Origin of the sequence: Woodsholea maritima DSM 17123 (assembly GCF_000382325.1) — a bacterium.
Taxonomy (GTDB): domain Bacteria; phylum Pseudomonadota; class Alphaproteobacteria; order Caulobacterales; family Maricaulaceae; genus Woodsholea; species Woodsholea maritima.
Genome location: NZ_KB908059.1, coordinates 279,564 through 306,516, shown reverse-complemented (window position 1 = coordinate 306,516; position 26,953 = coordinate 279,564). Strand labels below are relative to the sequence as shown.

23 protein-coding genes are annotated in these 26,953 nt (G+C 55.4%); 17 read left to right on the top strand and 6 right to left on the bottom strand.

Going from position 1 to position 26,953, the window contains the following annotated elements:
• Positions 1 to 57: 57 nt before the first annotated feature.
• The 16 genes from dnaE (at position 58) to lpxB (ending at position 18,567) form a co-directional block, all read left to right on the top strand.
• Positions 58 to 3,531, top strand: coding sequence for a DNA polymerase III subunit alpha (dnaE, locus tag H151_RS0111725; protein ID WP_019961860.1), 3,474 nt, complete (start codon positions 58 to 60; stop codon positions 3,529 to 3,531).
• A 303-nt stretch (positions 3,532 to 3,834) separates the two neighbouring features.
• On the top strand, positions 3,835 to 4,686 hold the full coding sequence (gene rpsB / locus H151_RS0111720) for a 30S ribosomal protein S2 (protein WP_019961859.1): 852 nt from the start codon (positions 3,835 to 3,837) through the stop codon (positions 4,684 to 4,686).
• A 33-nt stretch (positions 4,687 to 4,719) separates the two neighbouring features.
• Positions 4,720 to 5,661 (top strand): translation elongation factor Ts, encoded by a 942-nt coding sequence (gene tsf, locus H151_RS0111715; RefSeq protein ID WP_019961858.1) that lies wholly within the window; start codon positions 4,720 to 4,722, stop codon positions 5,659 to 5,661.
• 80 nt (positions 5,662 to 5,741) lie between these two features.
• Positions 5,742 to 6,500, top strand: coding sequence for a UMP kinase (gene pyrH, locus H151_RS0111710; protein ID WP_019961857.1), 759 nt, complete (start codon positions 5,742 to 5,744; stop codon positions 6,498 to 6,500).
• Positions 6,501 to 6,529: 29 nt separating this feature from the next.
• Positions 6,530 to 7,084, top strand: a complete 555-nt coding sequence (gene frr, locus H151_RS0111705; protein ID WP_019961856.1) for a ribosome recycling factor — start codon at positions 6,530 to 6,532, stop codon at positions 7,082 to 7,084.
• Between the two features lie 30 nt (positions 7,085 to 7,114).
• Complete coding sequence (locus H151_RS0111700) at positions 7,115 to 7,846, top strand: isoprenyl transferase (protein WP_019961855.1); 732 nt, start codon at positions 7,115 to 7,117, stop codon at positions 7,844 to 7,846.
• On the top strand, positions 7,839 to 8,684 hold the full coding sequence (locus tag H151_RS0111695) for a phosphatidate cytidylyltransferase (protein ID WP_019961854.1): 846 nt from the start codon (positions 7,839 to 7,841) through the stop codon (positions 8,682 to 8,684). Before H151_RS0111700 ends, H151_RS0111695 begins: the two co-directional genes overlap by 8 nt.
• The gene (gene dxr, locus H151_RS0111690) at positions 8,681 to 9,859 is read left to right on the top strand and encodes a 1-deoxy-D-xylulose-5-phosphate reductoisomerase (protein ID WP_019961853.1); all 1,179 of its coding nucleotides are present in this window, start codon (positions 8,681 to 8,683) and stop codon (positions 9,857 to 9,859) included. Before H151_RS0111695 ends, dxr begins: the two co-directional genes overlap by 4 nt.
• A 99-nt stretch (positions 9,860 to 9,958) precedes the next feature.
• The gene (locus H151_RS0111685; protein WP_019961852.1) at positions 9,959 to 11,158 is read left to right on the top strand and encodes a M50 family metallopeptidase; all 1,200 of its coding nucleotides are present in this window, start codon (positions 9,959 to 9,961) and stop codon (positions 11,156 to 11,158) included.
• 29 nt (positions 11,159 to 11,187) lie between these two features.
• Positions 11,188 to 13,602, top strand: a complete 2,415-nt coding sequence (gene bamA, locus H151_RS0111680) for an outer membrane protein assembly factor BamA (protein WP_019961851.1) — start codon at positions 11,188 to 11,190, stop codon at positions 13,600 to 13,602.
• Positions 13,603 to 13,606: 4 nt separating this feature from the next.
• Positions 13,607 to 14,224, top strand: coding sequence for an OmpH family outer membrane protein (locus tag H151_RS0111675; protein WP_019961850.1), 618 nt, complete (start codon positions 13,607 to 13,609; stop codon positions 14,222 to 14,224).
• A gap of 15 nt (positions 14,225 to 14,239) precedes the next feature.
• The gene (gene lpxD, locus H151_RS0111670; RefSeq protein WP_019961849.1) at positions 14,240 to 15,250 is read left to right on the top strand and encodes a UDP-3-O-(3-hydroxymyristoyl)glucosamine N-acyltransferase; all 1,011 of its coding nucleotides are present in this window, start codon (positions 14,240 to 14,242) and stop codon (positions 15,248 to 15,250) included.
• Between the two features lie 3 nt (positions 15,251 to 15,253).
• Positions 15,254 to 15,712, top strand: a complete 459-nt coding sequence (gene fabZ, locus H151_RS17575; RefSeq protein ID WP_019961848.1) for a 3-hydroxyacyl-ACP dehydratase FabZ — start codon at positions 15,254 to 15,256, stop codon at positions 15,710 to 15,712.
• A gap of 31 nt (positions 15,713 to 15,743) precedes the next feature.
• Positions 15,744 to 16,532, top strand: coding sequence for an acyl-ACP--UDP-N-acetylglucosamine O-acyltransferase (gene lpxA / locus H151_RS0111660; protein WP_019961847.1), 789 nt, complete (start codon positions 15,744 to 15,746; stop codon positions 16,530 to 16,532).
• 2 nt (positions 16,533 to 16,534) lie between these two features.
• Positions 16,535 to 17,407 carry an LpxI family protein gene (locus H151_RS0111655; RefSeq protein WP_026353984.1) on the top strand — a complete coding sequence of 291 codons (873 nt, stop codon included), beginning with the start codon at positions 16,535 to 16,537 and terminating at the stop codon, positions 17,405 to 17,407.
• Positions 17,404 to 18,567 (top strand): lipid-A-disaccharide synthase, encoded by a 1,164-nt coding sequence (lpxB, locus tag H151_RS0111650; protein WP_019961845.1) that lies wholly within the window; start codon positions 17,404 to 17,406, stop codon positions 18,565 to 18,567. The genes H151_RS0111655 and lpxB overlap by 4 nt, the downstream gene beginning before the upstream one ends.
• A gap of 71 nt (positions 18,568 to 18,638) precedes the next feature.
• On the opposite strand, the gene gltA is transcribed toward lpxB, so the two are convergent.
• Positions 18,639 to 19,943, bottom strand: coding sequence for a citrate synthase (gene gltA, locus H151_RS0111645; RefSeq protein WP_019961844.1), 1,305 nt, complete (start codon positions 19,941 to 19,943; stop codon positions 18,639 to 18,641).
• A gap of 45 nt (positions 19,944 to 19,988) precedes the next feature.
• Complete coding sequence (gene gltX / locus H151_RS0111640) at positions 19,989 to 21,413, bottom strand: glutamate--tRNA ligase (protein ID WP_026353983.1); 1,425 nt, start codon at positions 21,411 to 21,413, stop codon at positions 19,989 to 19,991.
• Between the two features lie 275 nt (positions 21,414 to 21,688).
• Here gltX and H151_RS0111635 point away from each other — a divergent pair, with 275 nt between their 5' ends.
• Positions 21,689 to 23,623, top strand: coding sequence for a ComEC/Rec2 family competence protein (locus H151_RS0111635; protein WP_169336750.1), 1,935 nt, complete (start codon positions 21,689 to 21,691; stop codon positions 23,621 to 23,623).
• Between the two features lie 39 nt (positions 23,624 to 23,662).
• On the opposite strand, the gene lexA is transcribed toward H151_RS0111635, so the two are convergent.
• From lexA to H151_RS0111615, 4 genes are all read right to left on the bottom strand, one after another.
• Positions 23,663 to 24,373, bottom strand: a complete 711-nt coding sequence (gene lexA / locus H151_RS0111630) for a transcriptional repressor LexA (RefSeq protein ID WP_019961841.1) — start codon at positions 24,371 to 24,373, stop codon at positions 23,663 to 23,665.
• A 115-nt stretch (positions 24,374 to 24,488) separates the two neighbouring features.
• Positions 24,489 to 25,280 (bottom strand): indole-3-glycerol phosphate synthase TrpC, encoded by a 792-nt coding sequence (trpC, locus tag H151_RS0111625; RefSeq protein ID WP_019961840.1) that lies wholly within the window; start codon positions 25,278 to 25,280, stop codon positions 24,489 to 24,491.
• Positions 25,281 to 25,292: 12 nt separating this feature from the next.
• On the bottom strand, positions 25,293 to 26,330 hold the full coding sequence (gene trpD / locus H151_RS0111620; protein ID WP_019961839.1) for an anthranilate phosphoribosyltransferase: 1,038 nt from the start codon (positions 26,328 to 26,330) through the stop codon (positions 25,293 to 25,295).
• On the bottom strand, positions 26,327 to 26,914 hold the full coding sequence (locus H151_RS0111615) for an anthranilate synthase component II (protein ID WP_019961838.1): 588 nt from the start codon (positions 26,912 to 26,914) through the stop codon (positions 26,327 to 26,329). Before H151_RS0111615 ends, trpD begins: the two co-directional genes overlap by 4 nt.
• Positions 26,915 to 26,953 lie beyond the last annotated feature (39 nt).

The following is a 26,953-nucleotide window of genomic DNA, read 5'->3' as shown; positions in this document are numbered from 1 at the left end:
AGGTGAATTATGAGTCTCAGAGTGTGCTGAGCTCATCGCCTGTGAAAGCCTTGATCCATGACCGACGCCCCCCAAACCCTTTCGCCCTTTATCCATTTGCGTACGCGCTCGCCGTATTCGCTGTTGGAAGGCGCACTCAAGATCAAGGATATGGTCAAGCTCGCCCATCAATACGCGATGCCCGCGATTGGCCTGACCGATACAAATAATCTCTTTGGGGCTTTGGAGTTTTCTGAAGTTTTGGCTGGTGAGGGGCTTCAGCCCCTGACGGGGTGCACGCTCTCGGTGCGGTTTGAAGATCCACGTCCGGGCGAACGCGTCGAACCGCAAGGCACGTTGGTGCTTTTTGCGCAGACTGAAATCGGCTATCAAAACCTGATGGTTCTATCCTCTGCGGCTTTCCTTGATGTTGGCCCAACGGATGAGCCCCATATTACGCTCGATAAGCTTCTCGTCCATCATGAAGGCTTGATCTGTCTTACCGGTGGCCCTGAAGGGGTGTTGAACCAGCTCATTGTGGATGGCCGCGCAGGCCCAGCCTCGAGCGTGTTGGATCGTCTCAACGCGCACTTTGATCACCGCCTCTATATCGAGCTGCAACGCCATGGGCGTGAGGAAGAGCTTCAGGCGGAAAATTGGCTCATCGAACAGGCCTATGGGCGTGACCTTCCGCTCGTGGCCACCAATGAAGCCTTCTTTCCTAAGCGCTCCATGCATCAGGCCCATGATGCGCTGTTGTGCATTTCTGAAAGTACCTATGTGACGGTCGATGACCGGCGTAAGGTTACGCCTGAGCATTATTTTAAATCACCAGAAGAGATGGTGGAGCTGTTTTGCGACCTCCCTGAAGCCATCGCCAACACCCTCGATATTGCGCGGCGTTGTTCCTATCGTCCTTTGACCACGAACCCTATCTTGCCGCGCTTCCCTACAAAGGGCGAGCGCAATGAAGCTGAAGAGCTTCGTGCGCGATCCAGCGAGGGCTTGGAAGAGCGCTTGGTTCAACTTGAAGCGCAAAATGAAATTGCGGCTCCGCGTGAAACCTATTTTGAGCGTCTTGACTACGAACTTGGTATCATCGAACGCATGGGCTTTCCCGGCTACTTCCTCATCGTTTCGGACTTCATTCAATGGGCAAAAACCCATGACATTCCCGTCGGTCCGGGCCGGGGTTCGGGTGCGGGCTCGCTTGTCGCCTGGGCGTTGACCATTACTGATCTGGACCCCTTACGTTTTGGCTTGCTGTTTGAGCGCTTCTTGAACCCAGAACGTGTGTCTATGCCAGACTTCGACGTTGACTTCTGTCAGGATCGCCGCGGTGAGGTGATCCGTTATGTAAAGGATAATTACGGCGCGGATCGGGTTGCGCAGATCATTACCTTTGGTACGCTTCAGGCGCGCGCGGTGGTGCGCGATGTGGGCCGGGTTTTACAACTGCCGCTCGGGCTTGTGGACCGTATTGCCAAGCTGGTCCCCAATAACCCCGCCCAGCCGACAACCTTGGCCGAAGCCGTTGAGACAGAGCCCAAACTCCAACAATTTCGCGAAGAGGATGAGGCGGTCAATCGCCTCATTGAAGTCGCGCTTCAGTTGGAGGGCTTCTATCGAAACGCTTCAACCCACGCGGCCGGTGTTGTCATTAGCGATCGTCCGTTGACCCAATTGGTGCCGCTCTATCAAGATCCGCGCTCAGATATTCCGGCCACGCAGTTCAACATGAAATGGGTCGAACCGGCGGGCCTGGTGAAATTTGACTTCTTGGGCCTAAAAACCCTCACCGTGATTGCGCGTGCCCTTAAATATATCGAGGCTCAGGGTCTGGAGCCCCTCGATATTGAAGCGATCAGTCTTCACGACCGAAAAACGTATGATCTTCTCACTTCGGGTTTGGCCATTGGCGTGTTCCAGCTCGAAAGTACGGGCATGCGTGAAACGCTCAAAAAGCTCAAGCCCGACACTATCGAAGACATCATCGCGTTGATTTCGCTTTATCGTCCTGGTCCGATGAAGAATATTGACGTTTATGTTGATCGTAAGTTCGGCCGCGCAGAGCCGGATTATCTCCATCCTGATTTAACCCCGGTCCTGAAAGAAACCTATGGGGTTATCATCTATCAGGAACAGGTGATGCAGATCGCCCAGATCCTCTCGGGCTATAGCCTGGGTGAAGCGGATTTGCTCCGCCGCGCCATGGGTAAAAAGAAAAAAGAGGAAATGGATAAGCAGCGCGCGCGTTTCCTTGACGGGGCCGCGAAAAAGGATGTGACGGCCAAGCGGGCCTCTTTCATTTTCGATCTGGTGGCTGAATTTGCCGGTTACGGTTTCAATAAATCCCACGCTGCGGCCTATGCCTTGATTGCCTATCGCACGGCCTTCTTGAAAGCCAACTATCCTGTGGCCTTTATGGCCGGCTTGATGAGCCTGGATATGGCCAATACCGATAAGCTCGCGGTGTTTTTCCAGGAATGTAAGGCCATGGGCCTGGTCGTGCGTCCTCCTGATGTTAATAAATCTGAAGCTGACTTTGCGGTGGAAGACGGCACAATTCGTTATGCCTTAGGTGCGATCCGCAATGTTGGCTATAGCGCGATGGAACATGTGGCGGCTGTGCGCCGTTCAGGCGGGCCATTTAAAGATATTTTTGATTTTGCAGAGCGTGTTGATCCGCGCCAGGTGAATAAACGTGCCTTTGAAAACTTAGCCCGTGCCGGGGCCTTTGATAGTCTAGACCCCGACCGGGGCCGGTTGTTTGCCAGTGCAGAAATGTTGTTGTCGCTCGCTCAACAGGCCCAGGCAGAACGCGACAGTGCGCAATCTTCGCTCTTTGGCGGTGGGGATGAAGCGCCTAATTTGGCCCATCCCAATCTGCCTGACATTGATCCTTGGGATCCTATCCAGCGCTTGGATGAGGAGCTTAGTGCGATCGGTTTTTATCTTTCAGGCCATCCGCTTGATGATATGCGTGAGGCCTTGGCGCGCCGTTCGGTCATTTTGTGTACGGATGCACCGATTTATGCGGCTGAAGGTCGGCGTGCTGCGCGTATGGCCGGGGTGGTGCGCCGTAAACAAGAAAAGGTTTCGCGCAAATCCAACGAGAAATTCGCCTTCCTCACTCTTTCTGATCCGTCGGGTGAGTTTGAACCGCTGGTCCCGCCCGAGGTATTACGCACTTATCGCGACCAGCTGGAGCCTGGTGAGGCGGTGATCGTCAGTTGCCGCCTGGATATGCGCGATGAGCAATTGCGATTGATTGTCGATTCGGTTGAGCCCCTATCCAATTTAGCTGCGGAAGCGGCCGGTGAGGGGATCCGTATTCATATCCGTGAGGGTGAGGCGCTGGATCTGCTTAAAACCCGCTTAGAGCGGGCGAATTTGCGTGAGGATGCTTTGCGGGGCCGGGTTCATCTGGCCCTACGGCTCAGCGATGGTCGCCATGGTGAAGTTCGCCTACCCGGTAAGCACGCCATCGACAGTGCAGCCAAAGCCGCCATTAAGGCGATTAAGGGGGTTAGTGAGATCGAAACCCTTTAGGCAGAGACGCAACACGAGACCTTCGAAGCAGACTATGGCGTTCGTGATCTCGAGAGCCTTTGGTCTTTACCCGGTCCGCAGCTGTATTTTGGCCATACAGGGCGGGTCAAAAATCGCTCTATGTCATTTTTGTGCGCATGCTTGCTTGAGTTTAAGGCCATTGGCGCTTATAAGCGCGGCCATCTCACACGTGGAGCTTGGTGCTTGATGAGTTCAAGCGACCGTCCGGTGCATGACCCGGTCCGTTTAGGATTGGTGATTGTTCCGCTCTGCGTTAGGCCAAACCGGAAAAGGATATAGATTATGGCCCTACCTGATTTCTCAATGCGCCAACTCTTGGAAGCTGGCTGTCACTTCGGTCACCAGACCCACCGTTGGAACCCAAAGATGAAGTCTTACATCTTTGGTGAACGCGCCAACATTCACATTATCGACCTGTCGCAAACCGTTCCGCTGCTGCACCAAGCTTTGGTGAAAGTGCGCGAAGTTGCGGCTAAAGGCGGTCGCGTTCTGTTCGTGGGGACCAAGCGTCAAGCGTCTGATCCTGTGGCGCAAGCCGCTCAGCGTTGCGCCCAATACTATATGAACCATCGTTGGTTGGGCGGTACGCTGACCAACTGGCGTACCATTTCAAACTCTATCCAGCGTCTTCGTGAGTTGGAAGGTGTTTTGGATCAAGAGGGTGGCGCGCAAGGTTTCACCAAAAAAGAAATTTTGAACTTGACCCGTGAGCGCGAAAAGCTGGAGCGTTCATTGGGCGGGATCAAGGAAATGGGCGGCACGCCTGACCTTATGTTCGTAATCGACACGAATAAAGAAGCGATTGCTATCCAGGAAGCCAAGCGTTTGGGCATCCCTGTGATTGCTGTGGTCGACACCAATTCTGACCCTGACAATATTGATTTCCCAATTCCAGGCAATGACGATGCGTCTCGCGCTCTGTCTTTGTATTGTGATTTGGTTGCGGAAGCCGTTCTTGATGGTATGGCCGACAACCAAATGGCGTTGGGTGTAGATTTGGGTGAAGCTGACAATCCAGATGAAGCGGCCTTGATGGCGGCGGTTGCTGAAGTGACCGGTGAAGCGGATCTGGTCGGCAATGCCCAAGACCAAGCAGCAGGTGATGCATCTGCTGAAGAGACTAAATCTGAATAACCGCGCGATCGGCTGACCTAAGGAGACTTCCCCATGGCCGCAATTACCGCCGCCCTCGTCAAAGAACTGCGTGAGTCTACTGGCGCAGGCATGATGGACTGCAAAAAAGCCCTCTCAGAGACTGATGGCGATTTCGAAGCTGCAATCGATTGGTTGCGTAAAAAAGGCCTGTCTAAGGCTGCTAAGAAATCAGATCGCGCTGCTGCTGAAGGCCTGGTTGCCGTTACAGCTCAAGCCAGTGGCAATGGCATGACTGCCGCCGCTGTTGAAGTGAACTCTGAAACCGACTTCGTAGCCCGTAACGAATTGTTCCAGGCTGCTGTTGGTGAAATCGCGGGTCTGGCCTTGAACGTTGATAGCGTTGAGGCTTTGGCTCAGGCCCCTATGGGGGCTGGCAAGCCTGTTGCTGAAACTTTGACGGATCTGGTTGCTAAGATCGGTGAAAATATGGGCCTGCGCCGTTTTGCGCGCTTGTCTGTCGAAAATGGTGTTGTTGCGACCTATGTCCACAATGCTGTCGTTGACGGCAAAGGTCGTATTGGCGTTCTGGTGGCTTTGGAATCGACAGGTGACAAAGCCAAGCTGGAAGATCTGGGCCGCCGCATTGCGATGCACGTGGCTGCGGGTTCTCCGGCTCCGGCTTTGGCGCTTCAGGTTGAAGAGCTGGATCAAGATGTTGTGGCGAAAGAGCGTGATGTGTTTGCTGAGCAGGCGCGTCAATCTGGCAAGCCTGAAAACATCATCGAGAAAATGGTTGAAGGCCGTATCCGTAAATTCTACGAAGAAGTCGTGCTGTTGAAGCAGAGCTTCGTTCTCGATCCAGACAAGTCTGTTGAAGAGGCTGTTAAGGCTGCTGAAGCTGAAGTTGGTGCCCCTATCGCCTTGACCGGCTTTGTTCGCATGGTCCTGGGTGAGGGTGTTGAGAAAAAAGAAGAGGATTTCGCAGCCGAAGTTGCCGCCGCTGCGAAAGGCTAATACTTTTCTTTTTTTAGAGTTGCAAGCGCCAGGGCTATGCTCTGGCGCTTGGCTTGCCTGCTATGCTTTGGAGCCCTGTCATGACTGAGGATGTTCTCTCTAACCCTTCTAACACGGCGCGTTTTAAACGCGTTTTGTTGAAAGTCTCTGGTGAGGCCCTCATGGGCAGCGGTGCCTATGGCATCGATACTGAAACCACTGAGCGTATTGCCGGTGAGATTAAGCACGCGGTTGAGGCCGGGTTCGAGATCTGCTTGGTCATTGGTGGTGGGAATATTTTCCGCGGCCTAAGCGCTGCGGCGCGCGGTATGGAGCGCGCCTCGGCCGATTATATGGGCATGCTGGCGACGGTGATGAATGCGCTGGCGATGCAAACCGCGCTGGAGCGGGTTGGCGTCGAATCGCGCGTGCAATCGGCCATTCCCATGACCACGGTGTGTGAGCCTTATATTCGCCGCCGTGCCATGCGTCATATGGAACGTGGTCGGGTGGTGATTTTTGCTGCGGGTACAGGTAATCCCTTCTTTACCACTGATACTGCTGCGGCCTTGCGGGCTGCGGAAATGGGGTGTGATGCCTTGTTCAAGGGCACCCAGGTCGATGGGGTCTATGATGATGACCCGCGTAAAAATCCGAACGCGAAGCGCTTCGAAAGCCTTGACTATTTAGACGTTTTGGCGCGTGACTTAAAAGTGATGGACGCATCGGCTGTGACTTTGATGCGTGATAACCAAATTCCGATTGTGGTGTTTAACATTCATGATCAAGGTGGTTTGGCCCGCGTTCTTAATGGCCAGGGGGTTTGCACGATCGTGGGTAAACCGAACGCCAGCGCGTAACACTCCACGAGTTTAAAGAGGAACACCTTATGTCTTTTGATCTTGCTGACCTGAAGCGCCGTATGGCGGGCGCAGTTGATGCGGCAAAAAAAGAAATGTCTGGTTTGCGCTCTGGGCGCGCGACGTCGGCTCTGTTGGATCCGGTTAAGGTTGACGCCTATGGCTCCCTGACCCCGATCAGTCAAATCGGAACTGTGACGGCACCTGAACCGCGCATGCTGTCAGTCCAGGTTTGGGATCAGTCTTTGGCTGGCGCTGTTGAAAAGGCGATCCGCAACTCATCTTTGGGGTTGAACCCGGTTTCTGAAGGCGCGCTCATTCGCGTACCGATCCCACCGCTCAATGAAGAACGCCGCGTGGATCTGGCGAAAACGGCCGGTACGTATGCGGAAAATGCCCGTATTGCTGTGCGCAATGTGCGCCGCGACGGCATGGATCAGTTGAAGGCGGGGGAAAAGGCCAACGAAATTTCTGAGGATGAACATAAAAAGTTCGCTGATCAGGTGCAAAAGGCGACGGATGCGGCCATCGCTGACATTGATGAAATGCTCAAGCACAAGCAAGAAGAAATCATGCACGTATAGATCACATCTGTGATCGAAAAGGTTTTGTCGATGACGACACCGGACAGCCAGGGGCAAACGCCTCAGCATATCGCCATCATCATGGATGGAAATGGTCGGTGGGCAAAGCAAAAGGGCAGGCCCCGCGCCTTTGGTCATAAGGCGGGGGTCGATGCCGTGCGTCGTGCGGTGCGTGCCTGTGGCAATGCGGGTGTACGCTATTTGACCTTGTTTGGGTTTTCGACCGAGAATTGGCGCCGTCCTGCCGAAGAGATTGAAGCGCTGTTCGAGTTGTTGCGACGCTTTGTCGATGCCGATCTTGAAAAACTCCACAAAGAAGGCGTTCGGGTTCGGATCCTCGGTAGCCGTGAAGGGTTGTCGCCTGACCTGATTTCGATCATTGAGCGTGCTGAAGTGCGCACGCGTGAGAATTCGGCTTTCTTTTTGAACGTCGCATTTAATTATGGTGGGCGCGATGAATTGGTCCGCGCGGCCAAGGCCATTGCGAAGGCCGCGAAATCGGGTGATCTCGATCCTGATCAGATCAATGAAGAGCTATATTCCAGTTTTTTAGATACGAGCGATCTGCCTGATCCTGACATTTTGTTGCGCACCAGCGGGGAATATCGTATTTCCAATTTTCTCCTTTGGCAGTGCGCGTATTCTGAATTTATATTTTTAGACAATGTGATGTGGCCGGATTTTGATGAGACGCATCTTCAAATGGCCCTTGAAATCTATGCCAGTCGTGATCGGCGTTATGGGGGGGTGAAGCGTGCCTAAGCCGCTTCCTGTTTTACGCCGTCCAAAGGCCCCGGGTGATGCGCTTTTCCTAAAGCGGATCTTATCAGCCTTGATTTTAGCGCCCCTGGCCTTGGGCCTGACCTGGTGGGGCGGGCATGCGTTCTCGATTTTTGTCGCGGCTTTTGCCGCTGCTATGGGCTGGGAATGGGTGTCGATGTCGGAACGCACTGCGCCGCCGCGCGCCTTTGCTCTAGCGACTGGGACGGCTGTAGGGGCAGCGCTTCTGGCCACCCAGGCCCCTGTGGGCTGGGTCGTCTTTTGGATTGTGTGCGGCACAATAGGGGCGGGCTTTGATCGCAAACCGCGCGGCGGTGTGGGTGAAGCGGTCTTCGGCGTGGCTTATATCGCCAGTGCCGTGGCGATGCTAGTCTGGCTGCGCGGACATGATGCGTATGGTCTCGATCGGATCATCTATGTCTTTGCCGTGGTCTGGGCGGCCGATAGTTTTGCTTATCTGGTGGGGACCTGGATTGGCGGGCCGAAGCTGTTGCCACAAGCCAGCCCGAATAAAACCTGGACGGGCTTTATCGCGGGGCTCACCTTTGGTGTTCTGGCGGGGGCTGTGGTTATGTACTTTGCCGGAGGATCGCTGTGGGTGGGCGGCGCGATTGCCCTTCCTGTTGCTATGTCAGCTGTGATTGGCGATCTCATCATGTCCCTAGCCAAGCGTCGCTTCGGCGTTAAGGACGCGGGCTCACTCATACCCGGTCATGGCGGGGTTTTGGACCGCGTCGATGCTCTGATGTTGGCGGCATTGATGGCGGGGTTCCTGTTTGCTTTGAACCCCAGCCTTTGGCCCGGCGGAGCGCCCTCATGACAAAACGCATTACAGTTTTGGGCGCAACCGGCTCTATCGGAGAGGCGACGCTCGATTTGGTGCGCGCCAATCGTGACCAATTCGAGGTGGTTGCGTTAACGGCGAATACCCGGGTTGAAGACTTGATCGCTTTGGCCTTGGAGTTTCGCCCCCAATGTGTCGCTTTGGGCGATACGCAGGGTGCGGACCGCTTAGCATCGGCTTTAGCGGGAAGTGGCATAGACTGGGCCGTTGGAGAAGAGGCGGTGATTGACGCGGCCCGTCGGCCCGCCGACTGGACCATGGCTGCCATCGTCGGCGCCGCCGGTTTGAAGCCGACTTTGGCCGCTGCCGAGCAGGGCGGGGCCATTGCGCTGGCGAATAAAGAAGCATTGGTTTGTTCGGGGGTGTTATTCCTGGACACGTGCGCGCGCTTTGGCACCCGGGTGTTGCCCGTTGATTCTGAACACAATGCCATTGCCCAGGCTTTGGCGAATAATCGCCGTCACGATGTTCGCAAGATCGTTTTGACGGCCTCTGGTGGTCCGTTTCGCAGCTCAAGTTTGGCTGAGATGGGCCAAGCGAGTGTTGAAACGGCGCTGGCGCATCCCACCTGGTCCATGGGGGCAAAAATCTCCATCGATTCTGCGACTATGATGAATAAGGGCCTGGAGATTATCGAGGCCTGTCATCTGTTTGATCTGGAGCACAACAGGGTGGAGGTTCTGGTCCATCCAGATTCCATCGTGCATGGCTTGGTTGAATATTGTGATGGCAGTTGGTTGGCCCAACTTGGCTCACCCGATATGCGCACGCCGATTGCGCATGCCTTGGCCTTTCCGCAGCGTATGGCGGCCGATATCGCGCCTTTGGATTTGGCTAAAATTGGCACATTGCGCTTTGAGGCCCCGGATGAGTTGCGCTTTCCCGCGTTACGTTTAGCGCGAGACGCCTTCGCGGCGGGTGGAGGGCTGGCAGCGGTGTTGAATTCAGCCAATGAGGTTGCAGTCGCCGCGTTCTTAAATGGCCATATTGGGTTTCTGGAAATTGCGCAATGCGTGGAAACTTGCCTTGATCAGGCCACAAAAGATGGTCTTAATCAGTGGTCTATGACGTGTTTTGAAGAGGTTTTCAGCGCCGATACTTATGGCCGTGATCAAGCCGGGCGCGCTTTGCAGGCCCTGATGCGAGCTTAGGGCTGCGTTTATTCATGCATACGTCTGAGGAAAGCCTTACTTTTGTCGTGCTCTATCGGCTAAGGTAATTGCGATTTAGGTTTTGGGGAGCCATCCTGCGTGCAAGACATTCTAGGATCAGGTCTGATTGGGATTTTTACATTCCTGATTGTTATGAGCTTTGTCGTGGTGATCCACGAGCTGGGTCATTACTGGGCCGGTCGTCTATGTGGTGTGCATGCTGAGGCGTTTTCTCTGGGTTTTGGTCCAAAGCTGTTTGGTATTTACGATAAGCACGGTACCTGCTGGCAGGTTTCAGCCTTTCCCTTAGGCGGATATGTACGGTTTCTGGGCGATGAGAACGCGGCCGGTGCGCCCGATCGCGAGACTTTAGAGCGCCTACGGGCTGAACGCGGCCCTGATGCTGACAAAGTCATGCATTTTAAGCCCGTTTGGCAACGCGCTTTTATTACGGCAGCCGGTCCGCTGGCCAATTTCGTTTTGGCGATTGTGATCTTTTCAGTGTTTGGCGCTGTGGTTGGCGAGGAACGTCGAGCGCCTTTGGTGGGCGGCGTCATTGAAGGCGGCGCAGCTGAGGCGGCCGGAGTTCAAGCTGGTGATTTGGTGATTGCCATAGATGGGCGCCCGATCGAAAGCTTTGATGAATTGCGCCAGATGATTGCTCTGCGCGGTGCACGTGATGCGGTGATAACCGTCAATCGCGATGGCCAAGTTATAGACCTGCAAGCGCGTGTTAATCGTGAGTTGCGCCCCGATGGATTAGGCGGTGAGCGCCGTATGGGGTTTTTGGGTGTTGAGCTGTCGCGCGATGCGCAGCGTACCTACAAGCGCTATTCCTGGCTTGAGGCACCGCTCTATGGGGTAAGATTTACCGCAGACATGGTCGGAAATATCCTTGACTATATTGGCCGCATTGTTACAGGGCGCTCTGGAACGGAACAATTGAACGGGCCTTTAGGGATTGCCACGACGGCGGGGCAATTAACGACGAATACGCTTCTCGTCGATGCGGGTGAACAAGAGGTTGCTCTTAATCAACGCGTTGGCGCTTGGGTTAGAAGCTTATTCTTTTTTGCCGGCTTGATTTCAATCGGTCTGGGCTTGATGAACTTAATGCCTATTCCGATGCTGGATGGTGGGCATTTGGTGTTTTGTGCCTATGAAGCAATTACACAACGTCCACCCAGTCTTGCGGTGCAAGAAATGGGTTTTAAAGTGGGTTTGGTGCTGGTTTTGGGGATCTTGCTGGTAGCCACCTGGAACGATTTAGGTTATTTGCACGGTCTGTTAACTTCATGACGTGCCGGGCAAGGGGGAGAGAGGCAAATATGGCGGGCATCTTCAAGGTGATCCAAACGGCTCTCGCTGCGAGCGTTTCGCTCGGGCTGGCCGGAACTGTTTGGGCTCAGGACGCAAGCGCGCCTGCAGCCTCTCAAGCACCTGTTCAAGAGCAAAGCTCTGAACAAGTCGAGCAACGTGTGCTACCGATTTCAACCCTGTTGGTTGAGGGTAATCAGCGCGTGGAAGCCGATACAGTGCTGTCTTATATGCTGGTTCAGCCTGGGGACATGCCTAATCAGCGTTTGATCAATTTATCGATCCAGACCTTATTTGGTACGGGCTTGTTCTCCGATGTGCGCGTCGCCGTCGATGGACGCACCATGGTGGTTTACGTTCAGGAAAACCCCATCGTGAACCGCGTCATTCTGGAAGGTAATCGCTCTTTAAAAGATGACAAATTGACTGAAGAGATTGAACTTCAGCCGCGCGCGATCTTTACGCGTGCGCGTGTTCAGTCTGATGTCCAACGTATGTTGGAAGTTTACCGTCAGTCCGGGCGTTTTGCCGCTCAGATCACGCCGAAGATTGTCGAACTGCCCCAAAACCGTTTGGACGTGGTGTTCGAAATCACCGAAGGTCCAGTCACTGGTGTGCGTCGGATTAACTTCATCGGTAACCAAGTTTATTCTGATCGCCGTCTTCGTGAAGAGATCGTGACGACCGAGGCGCGCTGGTGGAAATTCTTCAGCTCAAACGACAATTATGATCCCAACCGGATTGAATATGATCGCGAGCAATTGCGGATTTTCTATACCGACCGCGGTTTTGCGGACTTCCGGGTGGTCTCAGCGGTGGCTGAATTGACCCCCGATCAGGAAGGTTTCTACGTCACCTTCACGGTTGATGAGGGCTCTCGATATAATTTCGGTGACATCAAAGTTACCACTGAGATCGAAGATCTCAACGAAGATTACCTCAAAGCCATCGTTGCGACCCAGCCTGACCAGCTTTATGTCGGCAGCTTGATCGAAGATTCGGTTGATACTTTGACCTTTGCTGCAGGGGCTGCCGGTTACGCCTTTGTGGATATTCGCCCACGCGTCGTGACAAACCGTGAAACGCAAAGTGTTGATGTTGAATACGTGATCGCTGAAGCGCCACGGGTATACATTGAACGCATCGACGTCATCGGCAATACGCGTACACTTGACCGTGTCATTCGCCGTGAGCTTGATATCGTCGAAGGCGATGCCTTTAATCAGGCTTTGATGAATGTGTCGCGTTCGCGTGTAGGTCAATTGGGCTTCTTTGAGGATGTTACGGTTGAACCAAGCCAGGGTAGTGCCCCTGACCGTGCACGTGTTGCGGTGACCGTTAAGGAACAGCCTACGGGTGAGCTTGCCTTCGGGGCAGGTTTCTCGTCTACAGACTCTTTCCTCGTTGACTTCTCGATTTCTGAACGCAATTTGCGTGGGCGTGGCCAATTCCTGCGCTTGCGGGTTTCGGCCAGTTCGACGCGTAAGCAGATTGATATTCGTTTTACCGAGCCCAAATTCATGGGACGCAATCTGGCTGCGGGTTTTGATATTTTCCGCGTGCGCACAGATTTCTCGCGTCAAGCCTCGTTCCAGACGGATTCAACGGGTTTCACCTTGCGTGCGGGCTTCCCACTGACGCGCTCGGTGTCTGCGAATGTGAATTACACCCTACGCTCAGATGATGTGCGGGCCTATTCCAACGCTTCGGAATCCATTCGCCGCGCGGCGGGTACGCGTGTAACCTCTATCTTGGGTTATACAGTGGCTTGGACGCGATTGGACGATTATCGCGAACCGAGCAATGGCTTCCGCTTGTCTTGGGATCAAGAGATTGCGGGTATTGGCGGTGATGTGCGTCATATCCGAACCGAATTGCGTGGAGCCTATTATAAAAGCCTGTTCCGTGATGACATTGTCTTCAGTGTGACAGGGGATACAGGTTTGATCGTATCGTGGGGTGGGGATTCCACCCGGATCAACGACCGTTTCTTCAAAGGCGGTAACAGCTTCCGTGGTTTCGAAACCGCCGGTATTGGTCCGCGCATCGTCAGCAATATCAGCACCGATCAAGAGGATAATTATCGCTCGGGCGATGCCTTGGGGGGTAACTTTTATGCCATTAGTGCAATTGAGCTATCCTTCCCTACCGGTCTGCCGGAGCAATATGGGGTAGGTGCCGCCTTATTCACAGAGTTTGGGACCCTTGGTGTGCTGCCCGATGATGATCAGATTGCTGATCCGGGACCAACCGTACTCAATCAAGCCTACACGATTGATGAGATGTCATTACGCGCGTCTGCTGGTTTGAGTGTGTTCTGGGATAGCCCCTTTGGACCTGTGCGCTTTGACTTTGCCCATGCCTTTATGAAAGAAGACTATGACCGCGCGGAATTCTTCCGCTTCAGCACAAGAACGGGATTCTAACACCATGCTTCGCAATGTAATTAAATGGACAACCCAAGGCGCTGGCACTTTGGCTCTGGCCGTTGTGGCAACAATGGGCCTGGCCACTGCGAGCCAGGCGCAGACCACCGTTTTGGTTATGAATGAAGAGCGCATTATCGCTGAAAGCACTGTGGGCCAGCATATCGCCACACGCCTTCAAGCTATGGGCCAAGAAGTTCAAACCGAGCTGTCTCCCCTGCAAACCCAAATTCAATCAGAGAGCGAAGCGCTCAACACTGAAACGGCCTCTTTAAGCCAGGAAGCTATTCAGCAACGCCCTGACTTGATCCAGCGTATTCAAACCCTGCAGGCCAATGCCCAACAATTTGAACGGACCCGTGAGATCCGTTCGCGTGAATTGGTGGCCAGTGAGCGCTCTGCGATGCAGCCTGTTTTGCAAACCCTGCAAGAGGTTTTGCGTGAAATCGTTGATGAACGCGGTGGTGCCATTTTGATCGACCGTAGCTCTGTTGTATATGCCAATGAGAGTGTCGACATCACGGCGACAGCGATTGAGCGTTTGAATGCGCGCATTACGACGACGCCTGTAAATTGGGTGCGTATGCCTCAGCAAGCTCAACAAGGCGCTGCCCAACAGTAATATAGGACCAAGGTGATGGTGGCCGACGCGCGCTTTTATGACGCTCTCGGTCCTCGCACTATCGGTGAACTGGCGTCCATCACGAGTGGGGTATTGCTTGGCAATCCTCAGCTTGTGGTGGACGCAGTTGCTTCTGCCGAACGTGTTGGGGCTGGTGAGTTATTCTTTCTTTCTGAAAATCAACCTGACAGACCTGCGGTTGGTTTCATCCTGACGGATAATCGTGAACTGGCGGAGCGTTTTGCTCAAAGCGTGGGCGCAGCCATTCTTCATCCTTCGCCTAAGGCGGCCTTTGCTAAAGCGGCCCCGCATATTGTGCGCGCGCGCCTTCATGTGGGTGAGGCTATGCGCCACCCAGACGCTGACATCCATCCTGAGGCTATGATCGGCCCGGGTGTTGTGATCGGGCAAGGGGCCGTGATCGGGGCTGGCGTCTCCATTGGACCCAATTCCGTGATTGGTCCCGGAGTTGTGATCGGTGAGGGCACGCGTATTGGAACCGGCACGCAGATCAGCTTTGCGCTGATTGGTAAACAGTGCGAAATTGGCTCTGGTTCTGTTATTGGTGAGATCGGCTTTGGTCTGGCCTATGAGAAGGGTGAGTTGTTGACCCTGCCGCATGTGGGCCGTGTTATTATCGAAGATTATGTGACCTTGGGCGCGAATGCGACGGTTGACCGGGGCATGTTCGATGACACCCAGCTGAAAATGGGCTGCCGCATTGATAATCTCTGCCATATTGCCCACAATTGCGTGATTGGCGAATATGCTGTGATGGCGGCCTTTGCGGGTATTTCTGGCAGTGTTAGCGTCGGGGCGGGCGCGCAATTTGGTGGCCGCGTTGGTGTGGCTGATCATTTGAGCATTGGTCAGGGCGCGCGCTTGGCGGCGGATTCCGCGGTAATGCGCGATATTCCAGCCGGTGAGACCTGGGCCGGTTCGCCCGCCCAGCCCATTCAGCGTTTCATGCGTGAAACGGCATGGCTGCGCCGGTCTGCTGCGAAGAAAAACAAACCGAAAGAGTAGATTATGAGTGAAGCCTCAGAGGTCATCTCACACCGCGAAATTCTGGCGCGCTTGCCCCATCGTCCGCCTTTCCTGTTGCTTGATCGGGCAGACCATTTCGTGAGTGGTCAGTCTATTACTGGGTATAAGGCCGTCACCTGGACGGAGCCTTGTTTTCAGGGCCATTTTCCAGATAATCCTGTCTTTCCCGGTGTGATGATCATTGAGGCGATGGCCCAAACCGGTGCGCTTCTCATGACGAAAACCCTGGATGTCTCGGGTCATGACACAACGATTTATTTCATGGGTATTGAGAAGGCGCGATTTAAGCGTCCTGTACGGCCGGGGGATGTGATGACCATGCCGGTTGAAATTATCGTATCCAAGCGCGGCATTTTTAAGTTCCATGGTCGCGTTCTGGTGAGTGATCAATTGGTTACAGAATGTGAGTTTTCAGCCACCGCACAAAAGACTAACGCTTAAGCCCATAAGCGAACCCTAAGGATATATTGTTGTGAGCACACTCATTCACCCCACCGCCCTTGTTGATCCCAAAGCGAAGCTGGGTGAAAATGTCGAGATTGGTCCGTATTGCATCCTTGGACCGCATGTGCAGATTGGGGATAACTGCCGTTTGCATGGCCAGGTTCAGATCATGGGCCATACCGAGATTGGCGCGGAGTGTGAGATTTATCCGTTCGCCGTTTTGGGCGCGCCGCCGCAAGATTTCAAATATGCCAATGATCCGACCCGCTTGATCGTGGGCGAGAAAAACATCATCCGCGAGCAAGTCACCTTTCATATCGGCACTGCCTTTGCGCGCGGTCAAACGGTGATTGGATCGAATAGCTTTTTCATGGTCGGCGCCCATGTTGGCCATGATTGCATCGTCGGCGATGGGGTGGTCTTTGCCAATAACGCCACTTTGGGCGGCGAGGTCACCGTTGAGGACAAGGTGATTATGGGCGGGCTGTCTGCGATTCACCAAAAATGCCGGGTTGGAAAGCATGCTTTCATTGGCGGCGGCGCACCGGTGACAGGCGATGTCATCCCCTATGGCATGGTGGATAATCATGGCCAGCTGGCGGGGTTGAACCTGGTGGGGCTGAAGCGTCGCGGCTTTGGGCGCGATTGCATCCATGATTTGCGCGCGGCCTATCGTTTGATCTTCGCGCTGGAAGGGGCCTTCTCTGAGCGCGTTGAGGATGCTGCGCGGATCTTTGCCGAGCGTCCTGAGGTCGGTGAAATTCTCGCCTTTATCAAGGCCCCTGCGGCGCGTCCTTTGTGTATGCCTGAAAAATAGTCATGAAGTCGTGGACGAAATTAGGATTGATTGCCGGGGGCGGGGATTTACCTGTTCATGTCGCCGAAGCCTGTGTTCAAGATAACAAGCTGGCCCAAGTGATTTGCCTGAAAGGCTTTGGTGAGCCTGCGCGCTATCCCTTCGCGGTGGAGCGCAGCCTGGGTGAGTTGGGCGGGGTGATCAAAGACCTTAAAGCCGCTGAGTGTGATGCGGTGTGCTTTGCGGGCATTGTGAAGCGTCCTGATTTTTCCACCCTCAAAGTCGACTGGACGGCGGCCAAGCAATTGCCCAAAGCCATCAAAGCCGCGATGACCGGGGATGATGCTTTGTTGCGCTTCATGGTCAATATTTTTGAAGCCGAGGGCTTTAGCGTTGTGGGCGCGCATGAGCTGGCCGATAGCTTGCTGATCCCTGAAGGCTGCCTGACTGAAATTATGCCGGATGAGACGGCGAAGGGCGACATCACCCGCGCCTTGGCCATGGCCGGGGCCATTGGTGCCTTGGATATTGGCCAGGGTGCGATTGTGTGCGAAGGCTTGGTACTGGCTGTTGAGGCCCAGGAAGGCACTGATGCGATGCTGTCGCGCATTATGGCGCTGCCCGGTGATATTCGCGGCAGTGTGGAAAATCCACGTGGGGTCTTGGCCAAGCGCCTTAAACCGCATCAGGAAAAGCGTGTTGATTTGCCGGTGATTGGCCTTTCGACGATTGAGAATGTTAAAGCTGCGGGCTTGGCCGGAATTGCTGCCCCGGCTGGTGGGGCCTTTCTTTTAGGGCGCGAGGCGGTTATTCGTGCGGCGAACGCGGCTGGGATCTTTCTGGTCGGCGTCGGGGCCGAGGATCTTCCCGCCCCGCAGAAGGGAGCGCCGCAATGACAAGTCGGGCCAAACGCATTTTCATCGTGGCCGCCGAACCCTCTGGTGATGCCTTGGCCGCCGATTTGATCAAGGCGTTACGAAGCTCTGCCAACGACAATGTTGAGATTGCTGGGGTCGGTGGGGATGCTATGGCCCGTGAGGGCGTTGTCAGCCCCATTGATATATCCGAACTTTCCGTATTCGGATTATTTGATGGATTGAAGATCATTAAGCTGGTTCATCAGCGTGCAGAAGAAACCGCTGCCGCCGCCAAGGCCTTTGACGCGGATATGGTCGTGCTGGTCGATAGCTGGGGCTTTATGCTACGTGCGGCGTGGAAGCTGCGCGAAGCCATGCCTGATGTGAAGCTGATCAAATATGTCGGCCCGCAGGTTTTTGCCGCGCGCCGGGGCCGGGCCAAGGTTTTGGCTCAAACCGTTGATCATTTGCTGGCCATTCACCCCTTCGATCCGGAGTATTTTGAGCCCCATGGCTTAAAAACCACTTTTGTGGGTAATCCGGTCTTGGAGCGTGTTGTGCGCGGCGATGGCGAAGACTTCAAAGCGCGCCATGGCATCGCCCCAGAGGCACCATTATTATTGGTTCTTTTTGGTAGCCGTAAGAGTGAAATCACCCGTCTGGTTGCCCCCTTTGCTGCAGCCTTGCGTCAATTGAAGGCGCGCTATCCGCATTTGGTGATGGTTGCGCCTTTGGCCCGTGCGACGGCGGATCTGGCCCGCACCCTGGTGGCCGCTGAAGAGGGCTTATCCGATCTCATCCTGGTCGATGAGGAGGAGCGCGCGGATGCCTTTGCGGCCGGAGATGCGGCGCTGGCCTGTTCGGGCACTGTCACGTTGGAGCTGTCGCGCGCGGGTGTTCCGACCGTTGCGGCGTATAAGCTGGGCTGGCTGGCCTATACGGCGGCGAAGCTGTTCTTGATGAAGTCCAAATATATCTCTCTGGTCAATATTGCCGCCAATGAGCTGTTATTGCCTGAATGCATCCAATTGGAGTGTAACGGGACGAGGCTCGCGCAAGAGATCAGCGCGTTATTAGAAGATGCCCCGCGCCGCTTTGCGCTGTCTAAACGTTTGGTAGAAGTAACCGAGCATATGCGCGGTGAGGGCGGAGCGGCCAGTGAGAATGCGGCGCGCGCGCTTCTCAGTTTTACCGATTGATCGCGGCCCATCCTTGATCATAAAAAAAGCCCGCTCGGTTGAGCGGGCTTTTCTCTTTCAGGCTATAGAATTTAGCGCTTATCGAACGCGACATAGCCGCGCTTTTCTGCACCCGTGAAAACCTGGCGTGGACGGCCAATTTTCTGCGACGGATCAGCGATCATTTCCTGCCATTGCGCGATCCAGCCGACGGTACGGGCCAGGGCGAACAACACGGTGAACATCTCCGTTGGGAAGCCCATCGCGCGCAGGGTGATGCCCGAATAGAAGTCGATATTCGGATAGAGTTTTTTCTCGACGAAATACTCATCACTCAATGCGATTTTTTCCAATTCCATAGCCACAGCCAGGGTTGGATCATTCTTGACGCCCAATTCATCAAGCACTTCGTGACAGGCTTCACGCATGACTTTGGCGCGCGGGTCATAGTTTTTATAGACGCGGTGCCCAAAGCCCATCAGACGGAAGGGATCGTTTTTGTCTTTGGCTTTGGCGATAAATTCCGGAATGCGATCAACGCTGCCGATCTGCTCGAGCATGTTGAGCGCGGCTTCATTGGCCCCGCCATGGGCCGGTCCCCATAAGGACGCAATACCCGCAGCGATACAGGCAAACGGGTTGGCCCCAGATGAGCCAGACAGGCGCACGGTTGAGGTTGACGCGTTCTGCTCGTGATCGGCATGCAGGATGAAGATCTTGTCCATCGCCCGGGCCAAAGTCTTAGAGACTTTATAAGGCTCAGTCGGCACAGCAAAACACATGCGCAGGAAGTTTGAAGAATAATCGAGATCATTCTGTGGCCACACAAAAGGCTGGCCTACAGAGTATTTATAGGCCCGCGCTGCGATGGTTGGCATTTTCGCGATCATGCGATAGGCCGAGATCTCACGCGCGCGCGCATCATTGATGTCGGTTGAATCGTGATAGAAAGCGGACAAGGCCCCCACCGTACCGACCATAACGGCCATGGGGTGGGCATCGCGGCGATAGCCGCGGAAGAAGTGATCCACCTGATCATGCAACATGGTGTGATTGCGGATCGTGGTGTCAAACTCGGCGTATTCATCCTGGGTTGGCAATTCACCGTTCAACAGCAGGTACGCCACTTCCATGAAGGAGGCATTATCGGCCAGATCATCAATGGAATAGCCGCGATATAACAGCGTGCCTTCATCGCCATCAATATAGGTGATTTGGCTTTCGCAGCTGGCGGTTGAGGTGAAACCTGGGTCGAAGGTGAACACGCCCGCTTGCTTATACAGCGTGCGAATATCGACGACGTCGGGACCGATTGAGCCCTTCAGAACTGGCAGATCAATGGTTTTACCATTAATGGTCAGCTGGGCTGTGCCGGCTTGTTGTGTCTTGTTTTCCATATCCTACCCCGATTATTGATGGTGTTGACGTGGCCTGGGCCTGGGTTATTGGCCCGTGCCAGGGGATGAGTTGAGTTGATCGTCCAAACGCGCCAGAGTTTCATCCTGACCCAAAATCGCCAGGACAATACCCATATCCGGGGCTGGTGAACCCCCGGTTAGGCATGCGCGCAAAGGTTGACCAATCTTGCCAAAGCCAACCTCTTCGGCTTCCGCAAAAGTTTTTAAAGCCTCACTTAGCGCATCTTCTGACCAGTCTTGATGATCGGCGAAGACGGCGCGTAGGCGGGCCATGCGCTGCGCCCCGTCATCTTGCAGGGGCTTAGCCAGCTTTCCTGTCAGAACGAAGGGACGGGGTTTGAGCATGAACTCGGCCTGATCGGCGAGCTCTGGGATGGTTTTCGCGCGCGCTTTCAAGATGGGCATGGCGCGAAGAACCCATGCCTTGGTGATTTCGTCAAGGCGCAAATCGTCTCGGTCGGCCAGATGGGCCATCAACAGATCAAACAGGCGTTGATCATCGGCCAGGCGCATATGGTGGGCATTGACATGGGCCATCTTGTCAAAATCAAGCCGGCCAGGGGCTTTATTCAGGCCCGACAAGCTGAACGCTTGAACCATCTCGTCATCGCTGAACAATTCCTGATCGCCATGGGCCCAGCCCAGGCGTAAGAGATAATTGCGCATGCCCTCGGGCAGATAGCCCATATCGCGATAAGCCTCGACGCCTAAAGCGCCATGACGCTTGGAAAGTTTTTTGCCATCAGGACCATGGATCAAGGGGATGTGCGCAAATTGCGGTAAATCCCAATCCAGTGCGGCATAAATCTGGGCTTGGCGCGCGCCATTGACCAGATGGTCATCGCCGCGAATGATGTGGGTGACGCCCATATCATGGTCATCGACGACAACGGCCAGATTATAGGTTGGATTGCCATCGGCGCGCAGGAGGACGAGATCGTCAAACTCCTTCGCGGCCCATTTCACCTCGCCCTGAACCGCATCGTGCAAGGTGACGCCCTCATCGCTGGCACGAAAGCGCACCACATAAGGGGCATCGGCGGGCGCTTCAGACGGATCGCGGTCACGCCAGGGCGAACGCAAGGCGCGCCCTTCAGCGAAGGCCGTTTCGCGCAAAGCCTCAACCTCATCGGGGCTGCAATAGCATTTGAAGGCTTTGCCGCGCGCGATCAGCTCGTCCACCACGGCGTGGTGACGGGGCGCATTGTCATATTGCGAAACCGCTTCGCCATCCCATTCCAGGCCCAGCCAGGTCAACCCTTCGAGAATCGCCGCGACCGCTTCGGGCGTTGAACGCTCACGATCGGTATCTTCGATGCGCAGTTTGAACGCACCGCCATGATGCTTGGCGAAGAGATAGTTGAACAAAGCCGTTCGGGCCCCACCAATATGAAGGAAACCGGTGGGGGAAGGGGCAAAGCGGGTGATGATCTTTTGTGTATTTTGCACGTGCGAATTTTTGCTGCGCTGCGAAGTGGAAACAAAGCCATAGCATAGGATTGGATAAAAGAGATAGTGCTCTTCTGTCCCAACGCCATACAATGACGGTTATGATGAACAGTCGGCTCGTAGATAATGCCTTGAAAGGCTTTACACGCTGGACCCTAGCGCATTGGTCCCTGGCCGAGCCATCCTATCAAAGGGTGTTGATATGGTTACCCGTGTTCATGGGTGTGGGTTGTATAGCCTATAGCCTTTATCCGACAAGTGTTTTTGCGCCGTGGGTGAGTTTGGTTTTCATACTTTTGCCGCTCATCCTGGGCTTTTCCGTTGTTTTTGCCCGCCGCCATGGCGGGTTTTTAATGGCGGGATTTGGCGTGGCCTTCGTCTTGTTTGGTTATGTGTGGAGCTTTGAGCGCACCCCTCAAGCGCCTGATTATGTCGGGACATTATCGACGCGCGCTGTTGATGTCACGGGCTGGATTGAAGCGGTAGATCTGCGCGGGCGTGATCGCATCCGCATCCGGGTTGCCAGCCTTGAAGGCTTTGAAAAACCGCCCAAGCGCATTGAAGTGCGCGGTTCTGTGGAGGGGCTGGAGCCGGGCCATCATGTGCGCCTACGCGCCGTGCTGTCTGCCCCCCAAGGCCCGGTTCTGCGCGGGGGCTATGATCCGGCCCGCGCGGCTTGGTTCGAGCGTATTGGCTTTCGGGGCTATTCCATTGCCAAAATTGAAGTTGATGAGGGCGCGGCCGTAAGTGTGGAGCAAGCCTGGCTCAATTGGCGTTGGCACATCTCGCAGCGGATTGTGCGCGAAACGGGACTTAAGGGTGGGATTGCGGCCGCGGTCTTAACCGGAGAGCGCGCTTTCTTAGAGGCCGAAGATGTCGATATCCTGCGCCGGGCCGGGTTGGGCCATATTTTGGCGATCTCGGGCCTGCATATGAGTTTGGTCTGCGCGAGCGTTTTTTTTCTGGCGCGCTGTTTGCTCAGTAGCTGGGATTCCTATGCGCGCGCCCATGATCCGCGCCGTCCGGCCAGCTTGATCGCATTTGGCGTGGGGGCCGCTTATCTGATCATGTCGGGCGCGTCGGTATCGACCCAACGCGCCTTTATCATGGTCAGCGTGGTGTTGATCGGTACGCTGCTGCATCGGCGTGCGATTTCCATGCGCGCGTTGGCGATCAGTGCCTTGATTGTGCTGTTGATTACCCCGTGGAGCATTATGGAAGCGGGCTTTCAGATGAGCTTTGCCGCCACCGCCGCCTTGGTCGCGGCCTATGAAGCTATCCGTGATCATCGCCGGACATCGCAAAAAGGATCACAAAGCTGGCTCGCCAAACTGGGTAATTTTATCGGCGGATTATCCCTAACCAGCCTGGTTGCGGGCTCAGCCACCGGCGCGGTGGCGGCGTTTCATTTTCAGCGTCTCGCAGGGATGGGCTTTGTCATCAATGTTGTGGTCATGCCGATCTTTACCTTGTTTATCATGCCTGTAGGCCTGATCAGTCTATGTCTGATGCCCTTTGGTCTTAGCCACTACGGTTTCGGCCTGATGGGCAGGGGGCTGGAGGTCTTGGTGACGCTATCCGATCATATGGCGCGATGGGGCGGGGACATGCAGGCGATTTCGGCCCCGCCAGGTTGGGTCTTCGCGCTGGTGATGCTGGGCCTGGTGATCTTATTGTTAGGGCGCAGTTTGTTACGCCCTTTAGGCCTTGTCACTGTGATGACGGGCGCTGTGCTATGGGCGTTCAGTCCCCAGCCGAGTGTCTTCATTCAAGATGAGGGTCTGGTGGTGGCCGAGGGCGAGGCGGGCTGGATGGTCAGTTCCACCCGGCGCGGACGATTTGATCGCAGTGTCTTCCTGCAACGCATTGGCGAGGCGGAGGATGTCGCCCTTACGCAGTTTCGCTGCGATGATGTGGGTTGTAGCGGTGAAACGCGTGATGGTCTGCGTCTGGCCATCACACATCAAGGCGAAGCCCTAGAGGCCGATTGCGCCTTGAGCCAGGTCATCATCTTTCACGGTGATGTTTCACCCTATCTCAGGCGGCGATGTCAGGCCTTAATCTTGGATGATGAAGACCGTCGGCGCGCCGGAGGAAGCCTTCTTTACACCCATAAGGGGCAAATCTACCGCATTGAAACGGTTGAAAGGTCACGCACACGCCAGCCCTGGACGCGCCCCGCTACACCCTATCAGGGGCGTGAGACTTAAGAGGAGCTGGGTGCCGCCCCCCGCTTGAGCCCCGGACCTCTAGTGATATTGGCGCAGAAGTCCGACGAGCTTACCTTGAACGCGCACACGGTCGGGGCCGAAAATCCGGGTTTCATAGGCGGGGTTGGCCGCCTCGAGCGCAATGGTGCCGCCTTTTTTACGGATCCGCTTCAAGGTCGCTTCTTCCTCATCCACGAGCGCCACAACGATATCACCATTGATGGCATCGTCGCCGCGCTTGATGATCACCAGATCGCCATCGAGAATACCGGCCTCGATCATCGAATCGCCATGAACTTCCAGGGCGAAGTGATCTCCGCCGCGGATCATGCTGGCAGGAACGGTGAGGCGATCGGTTTCGTGCTGAATGGCTTCGATCGGCACCCCGGCGGCAATGCGGCCCAAGAGCGGCACATCATAGTCTTCGGACGCCGCTCGGCCTTGAGGATCTGGCGTGCGGGCAAAGGCCCCTTGCACGACATTACCGCTGGCGGCGGAGGAAGCCGGCGCTGCCCCTTGGGTTTGCGCGCCTTGGTTTTCTGGCAGCTTCAAGACCTCCAGTGCGCGGGCGCGATGGGCGAGACGGCGAATAAAGCCGCGCTCCTCCAACGCCGTGACCAAGCGGTGAACGCCAGATTTTGAGGCGAGATTGAGGGCCTCTTTCATCTCATCGAAGGACGGAGATATCCCGGATTCACTGATCCGGCGATGGATGAAGAGTAACAGTTCATGCTGCTTACGCGTGAGCATTGGGGCCTCGCATCAAGAACAAAACCAGAAAGTTGATATTTGTTCTATGCCTGTTCTGTATTAAGGTCAAGTTACCGGAGCGAGAAAAGTCTCATTTTGTTCCAGTCGGTCTGGATCACAGGCTGAGAAGGGTGCGGGTCGCTGCGGCTACATCCTCCTGACGCATCAAGCTTTCACCGACCAGAAGCCCGCTGGCCCCGGCCTGTTTCATACGCCGGGCATCGTCTGGGGTGAAAATTCCGCTTTCTGCAATCAGAAGACTGTTATTATTAACCATCGGCGCGAGATTTTCAAAGGTTTCCAGCGATGTTTCAAATGTTCTTAAATTACGGTTGTTTACCCCAGTAAGTGCCGGGGGCAGATCCATGGCGCGGCGCATTTCGTCTTCATCATGGACCTCAACCAGAACATCCATGCCCCAAAGCGCGGCTTCCTCCATCAAGGCGCGCGCATCTGTATCACTGAGCGCGGCGAGGATGATCAGCACGCAATCTGCGCCCAGCGCGCGCGATTCGGCGATTTGATAGCGGGTGAACATGAAGTCTTTGCGCAAGACCGGCAGGTCCACCTGCGCGCGCGCGGCCACGAGAAAGCTGTCGGTGCCTTGGAAGCTGGGCGTATCGGTAAGCACGGACAGACAGCTCGCGCCCCCCTTGGCATAGGCCACAGCGAGGACAGGCGGATTGAAGTCTTCACGGATAAGGCCTTTTGAGGGGCTGGCCTTTTTGATCTCCGCGATCAGGCCTAGGCCTTTGGTTTGGGCGTCATGTTTCAGGCGCTCAATAAAACCGCGCGGGGCCGCCATGGCCTCAGCGGCCTGGGCGATGTCCTTATAGGGCTTTTGCGCCTCGCGGGCAGCGACTTCAGCGCGCTTATAGCTTTCAATTTTCTGTAAAATATCGCTCATGGCGCACCTATTTTATAAGCTGTGACGGGTGTCGGCCTGGGTCAGGCGCACCAGGGTATTGAGGGCATTTTGCGCGCGGCCTTCATCAATGGAGCGCGTGGCGAGCACCAGGCCTTCATGTAGATCTTCGCAATGACCTGACACGACCAGAGCCGCGGCGGCATTTAACAGCACGATATCGCGATAGGCCCCGGTCTCACCGCGCAGCAGCGCTTTTAGCGCCACGGCATTGTCTTGCGGGGTGCCGCCTTTGAGATCGTTCATGTGCGCGCGCACAAGGCCCAGGCTTTCCGGCATCAAGACGCGTTCTTCAATGCGTCCATCGGGGTGAAGTTCACAAATCAGGCTGGGCCCGGTGGTGGACAGCTCATCCAGGCCATCTTCGCCATGCACAATCCAGGCGCGCTGACTGCCTAGCGCGCGAAGCGCTTCGGCCATTGGCACCAGCCAGCGCCGATCAAACACCCCGAGCAATTGAAAGGGCGCATGAGCCGGATTGGAGAGGGGGCCCAGAAGGTTGAAAATCGTGCGCACGCCCATGGCCTTGCGCGCTTCCCCGACATGGCGCACAGCGCTGTGATGAGCCGGTGCAAACAGAAAGCCGACCCGCGCCTCGATCAGGGCCTGTTCCACGGTTGGCTGAGTGGCGAAAATATTGATGCCCAGCTCTGAGAGCACTTCAGCCGAGCCCGATTTAGAGGAGGCGGCTTTATTGCCATGCTTGGCGACGACGGCCCCGGCCCCGGCCGCGACCAAAGCTGCCGCCGTAGAGATATTATACGTGCCATGGGCATCCCCGCCCGTGCCGCAGGTATCCACCGCGCCCTCGGGGGCTTTGACGGCGTTCATCCGTGCGCGCATGGCCTTGGCCCCGATGACGAGGGCTTCTGGGGTTTCGCCCAGGACAGAGAGCCCCATCAAGAAGGCCCCGATTTCGGCCGGGTGGGCTTGACCCTCCATCAGGGCATCGAAGGCGGCGATCAGATCAGATTCTGTCGGGATGCGGCCCAGGCTGAGGCTTTTCAGCGCCGCGCTTAACGCCCCGCTCATGCCGCACGCTCCGCCTTTAATCCGGCCAGACGCAGGAAGTTGGCGATCAGATCATGGCCATATTCCGTGGCGATGGATTCAGGATGGAATTGCACGCCATGAAGCGGGCGATCTTTATGATGAAAGCCCATAATCTCGCCATCTTCGGTGCGGGCATTGACGATAAGGGGGCTATTTTCAGGCAGATCCACAGACAAAGAATGATAACGCGTCGCGGTATAGGGCGAGGGGATATTGGCAAAAACCCCTGTGCCATCATGGGTGATCTGGCTGGTTTTGCCATGCATGATATCCATGGCCCCCACAACCTTACCGCCATAGGCTTGCCCCATGGCTTGATGGCCCAGACAAACGCCCAGGATCGGCAGATCCGCCGGGGCTTTGTCGATCACTTCCAGGCAGATACCGGCCTTATCGGGATCGCAGGGCCCGGGTGACAGCACGATGGCTTCAGGCTTCAGGGCCAGGGCCTCGTCTGCACTCATCGCATCATTGCGAATGACGTGGGTTTGCCCGCCTAATTCCTGAATGTAATGAACCAGGTTGAAGGTGAAGCTGTCATAATTATCAATGACCAAAATCATGGCAGAAATCCCCCAAGGCGCGCATCAGGATATCCATCA

What these genes read in the sequence shown, in the direction of transcription:
- dnaE (WP_019961860.1), top strand. Translation starts at nt 58, where the DNA reads ATGACCGACGCCCCCCAAACCCTTTCGCCCTTTATCCATTTGCGTACG.
- rpsB (WP_019961859.1), top strand. Translation starts at nt 3,835, where the DNA reads ATGGCCCTACCTGATTTCTCAATGCGCCAACTCTTGGAAGCTGGCTGT.
- tsf (WP_019961858.1), top strand. Translation starts at nt 4,720, where the DNA reads ATGGCCGCAATTACCGCCGCCCTCGTCAAAGAACTGCGTGAGTCTACT.
- pyrH (WP_019961857.1), top strand. Translation starts at nt 5,742, where the DNA reads ATGACTGAGGATGTTCTCTCTAACCCTTCTAACACGGCGCGTTTTAAA.
- frr (WP_019961856.1), top strand. Translation starts at nt 6,530, where the DNA reads ATGTCTTTTGATCTTGCTGACCTGAAGCGCCGTATGGCGGGCGCAGTT.
- H151_RS0111700 (WP_019961855.1), top strand. Translation starts at nt 7,115, where the DNA reads ATGACGACACCGGACAGCCAGGGGCAAACGCCTCAGCATATCGCCATC.
- dxr (WP_019961853.1), top strand. Translation starts at nt 8,681, where the DNA reads ATGACAAAACGCATTACAGTTTTGGGCGCAACCGGCTCTATCGGAGAG.
- bamA (WP_019961851.1), top strand. Translation starts at nt 11,188, where the DNA reads ATGGCGGGCATCTTCAAGGTGATCCAAACGGCTCTCGCTGCGAGCGTT.
- H151_RS0111675 (WP_019961850.1), top strand. Translation starts at nt 13,607, where the DNA reads ATGCTTCGCAATGTAATTAAATGGACAACCCAAGGCGCTGGCACTTTG.
- lpxD (WP_019961849.1), top strand. Translation starts at nt 14,240, where the DNA reads ATGGTGGCCGACGCGCGCTTTTATGACGCTCTCGGTCCTCGCACTATC.
- fabZ (WP_019961848.1), top strand. Translation starts at nt 15,254, where the DNA reads ATGAGTGAAGCCTCAGAGGTCATCTCACACCGCGAAATTCTGGCGCGC.
- H151_RS0111655 (WP_026353984.1), top strand. Translation starts at nt 16,535, where the DNA reads ATGAAGTCGTGGACGAAATTAGGATTGATTGCCGGGGGCGGGGATTTA.
- lpxB (WP_019961845.1), top strand. Translation starts at nt 17,404, where the DNA reads ATGACAAGTCGGGCCAAACGCATTTTCATCGTGGCCGCCGAACCCTCT.
- gltA (WP_019961844.1), bottom strand. Translation starts at nt 19,943, where the DNA reads ATGGAAAACAAGACACAACAAGCCGGCACAGCCCAGCTGACCATTAAT.
- lexA (WP_019961841.1), bottom strand. Translation starts at nt 24,373, where the DNA reads ATGCTCACGCGTAAGCAGCATGAACTGTTACTCTTCATCCATCGCCGG.
- trpC (WP_019961840.1), bottom strand. Translation starts at nt 25,280, where the DNA reads ATGAGCGATATTTTACAGAAAATTGAAAGCTATAAGCGCGCTGAAGTC.
- trpD (WP_019961839.1), bottom strand. Translation starts at nt 26,330, where the DNA reads ATGAGCGGGGCGTTAAGCGCGGCGCTGAAAAGCCTCAGCCTGGGCCGC.
- H151_RS0111615 (WP_019961838.1), bottom strand. Translation starts at nt 26,914, where the DNA reads ATGATTTTGGTCATTGATAATTATGACAGCTTCACCTTCAACCTGGTT.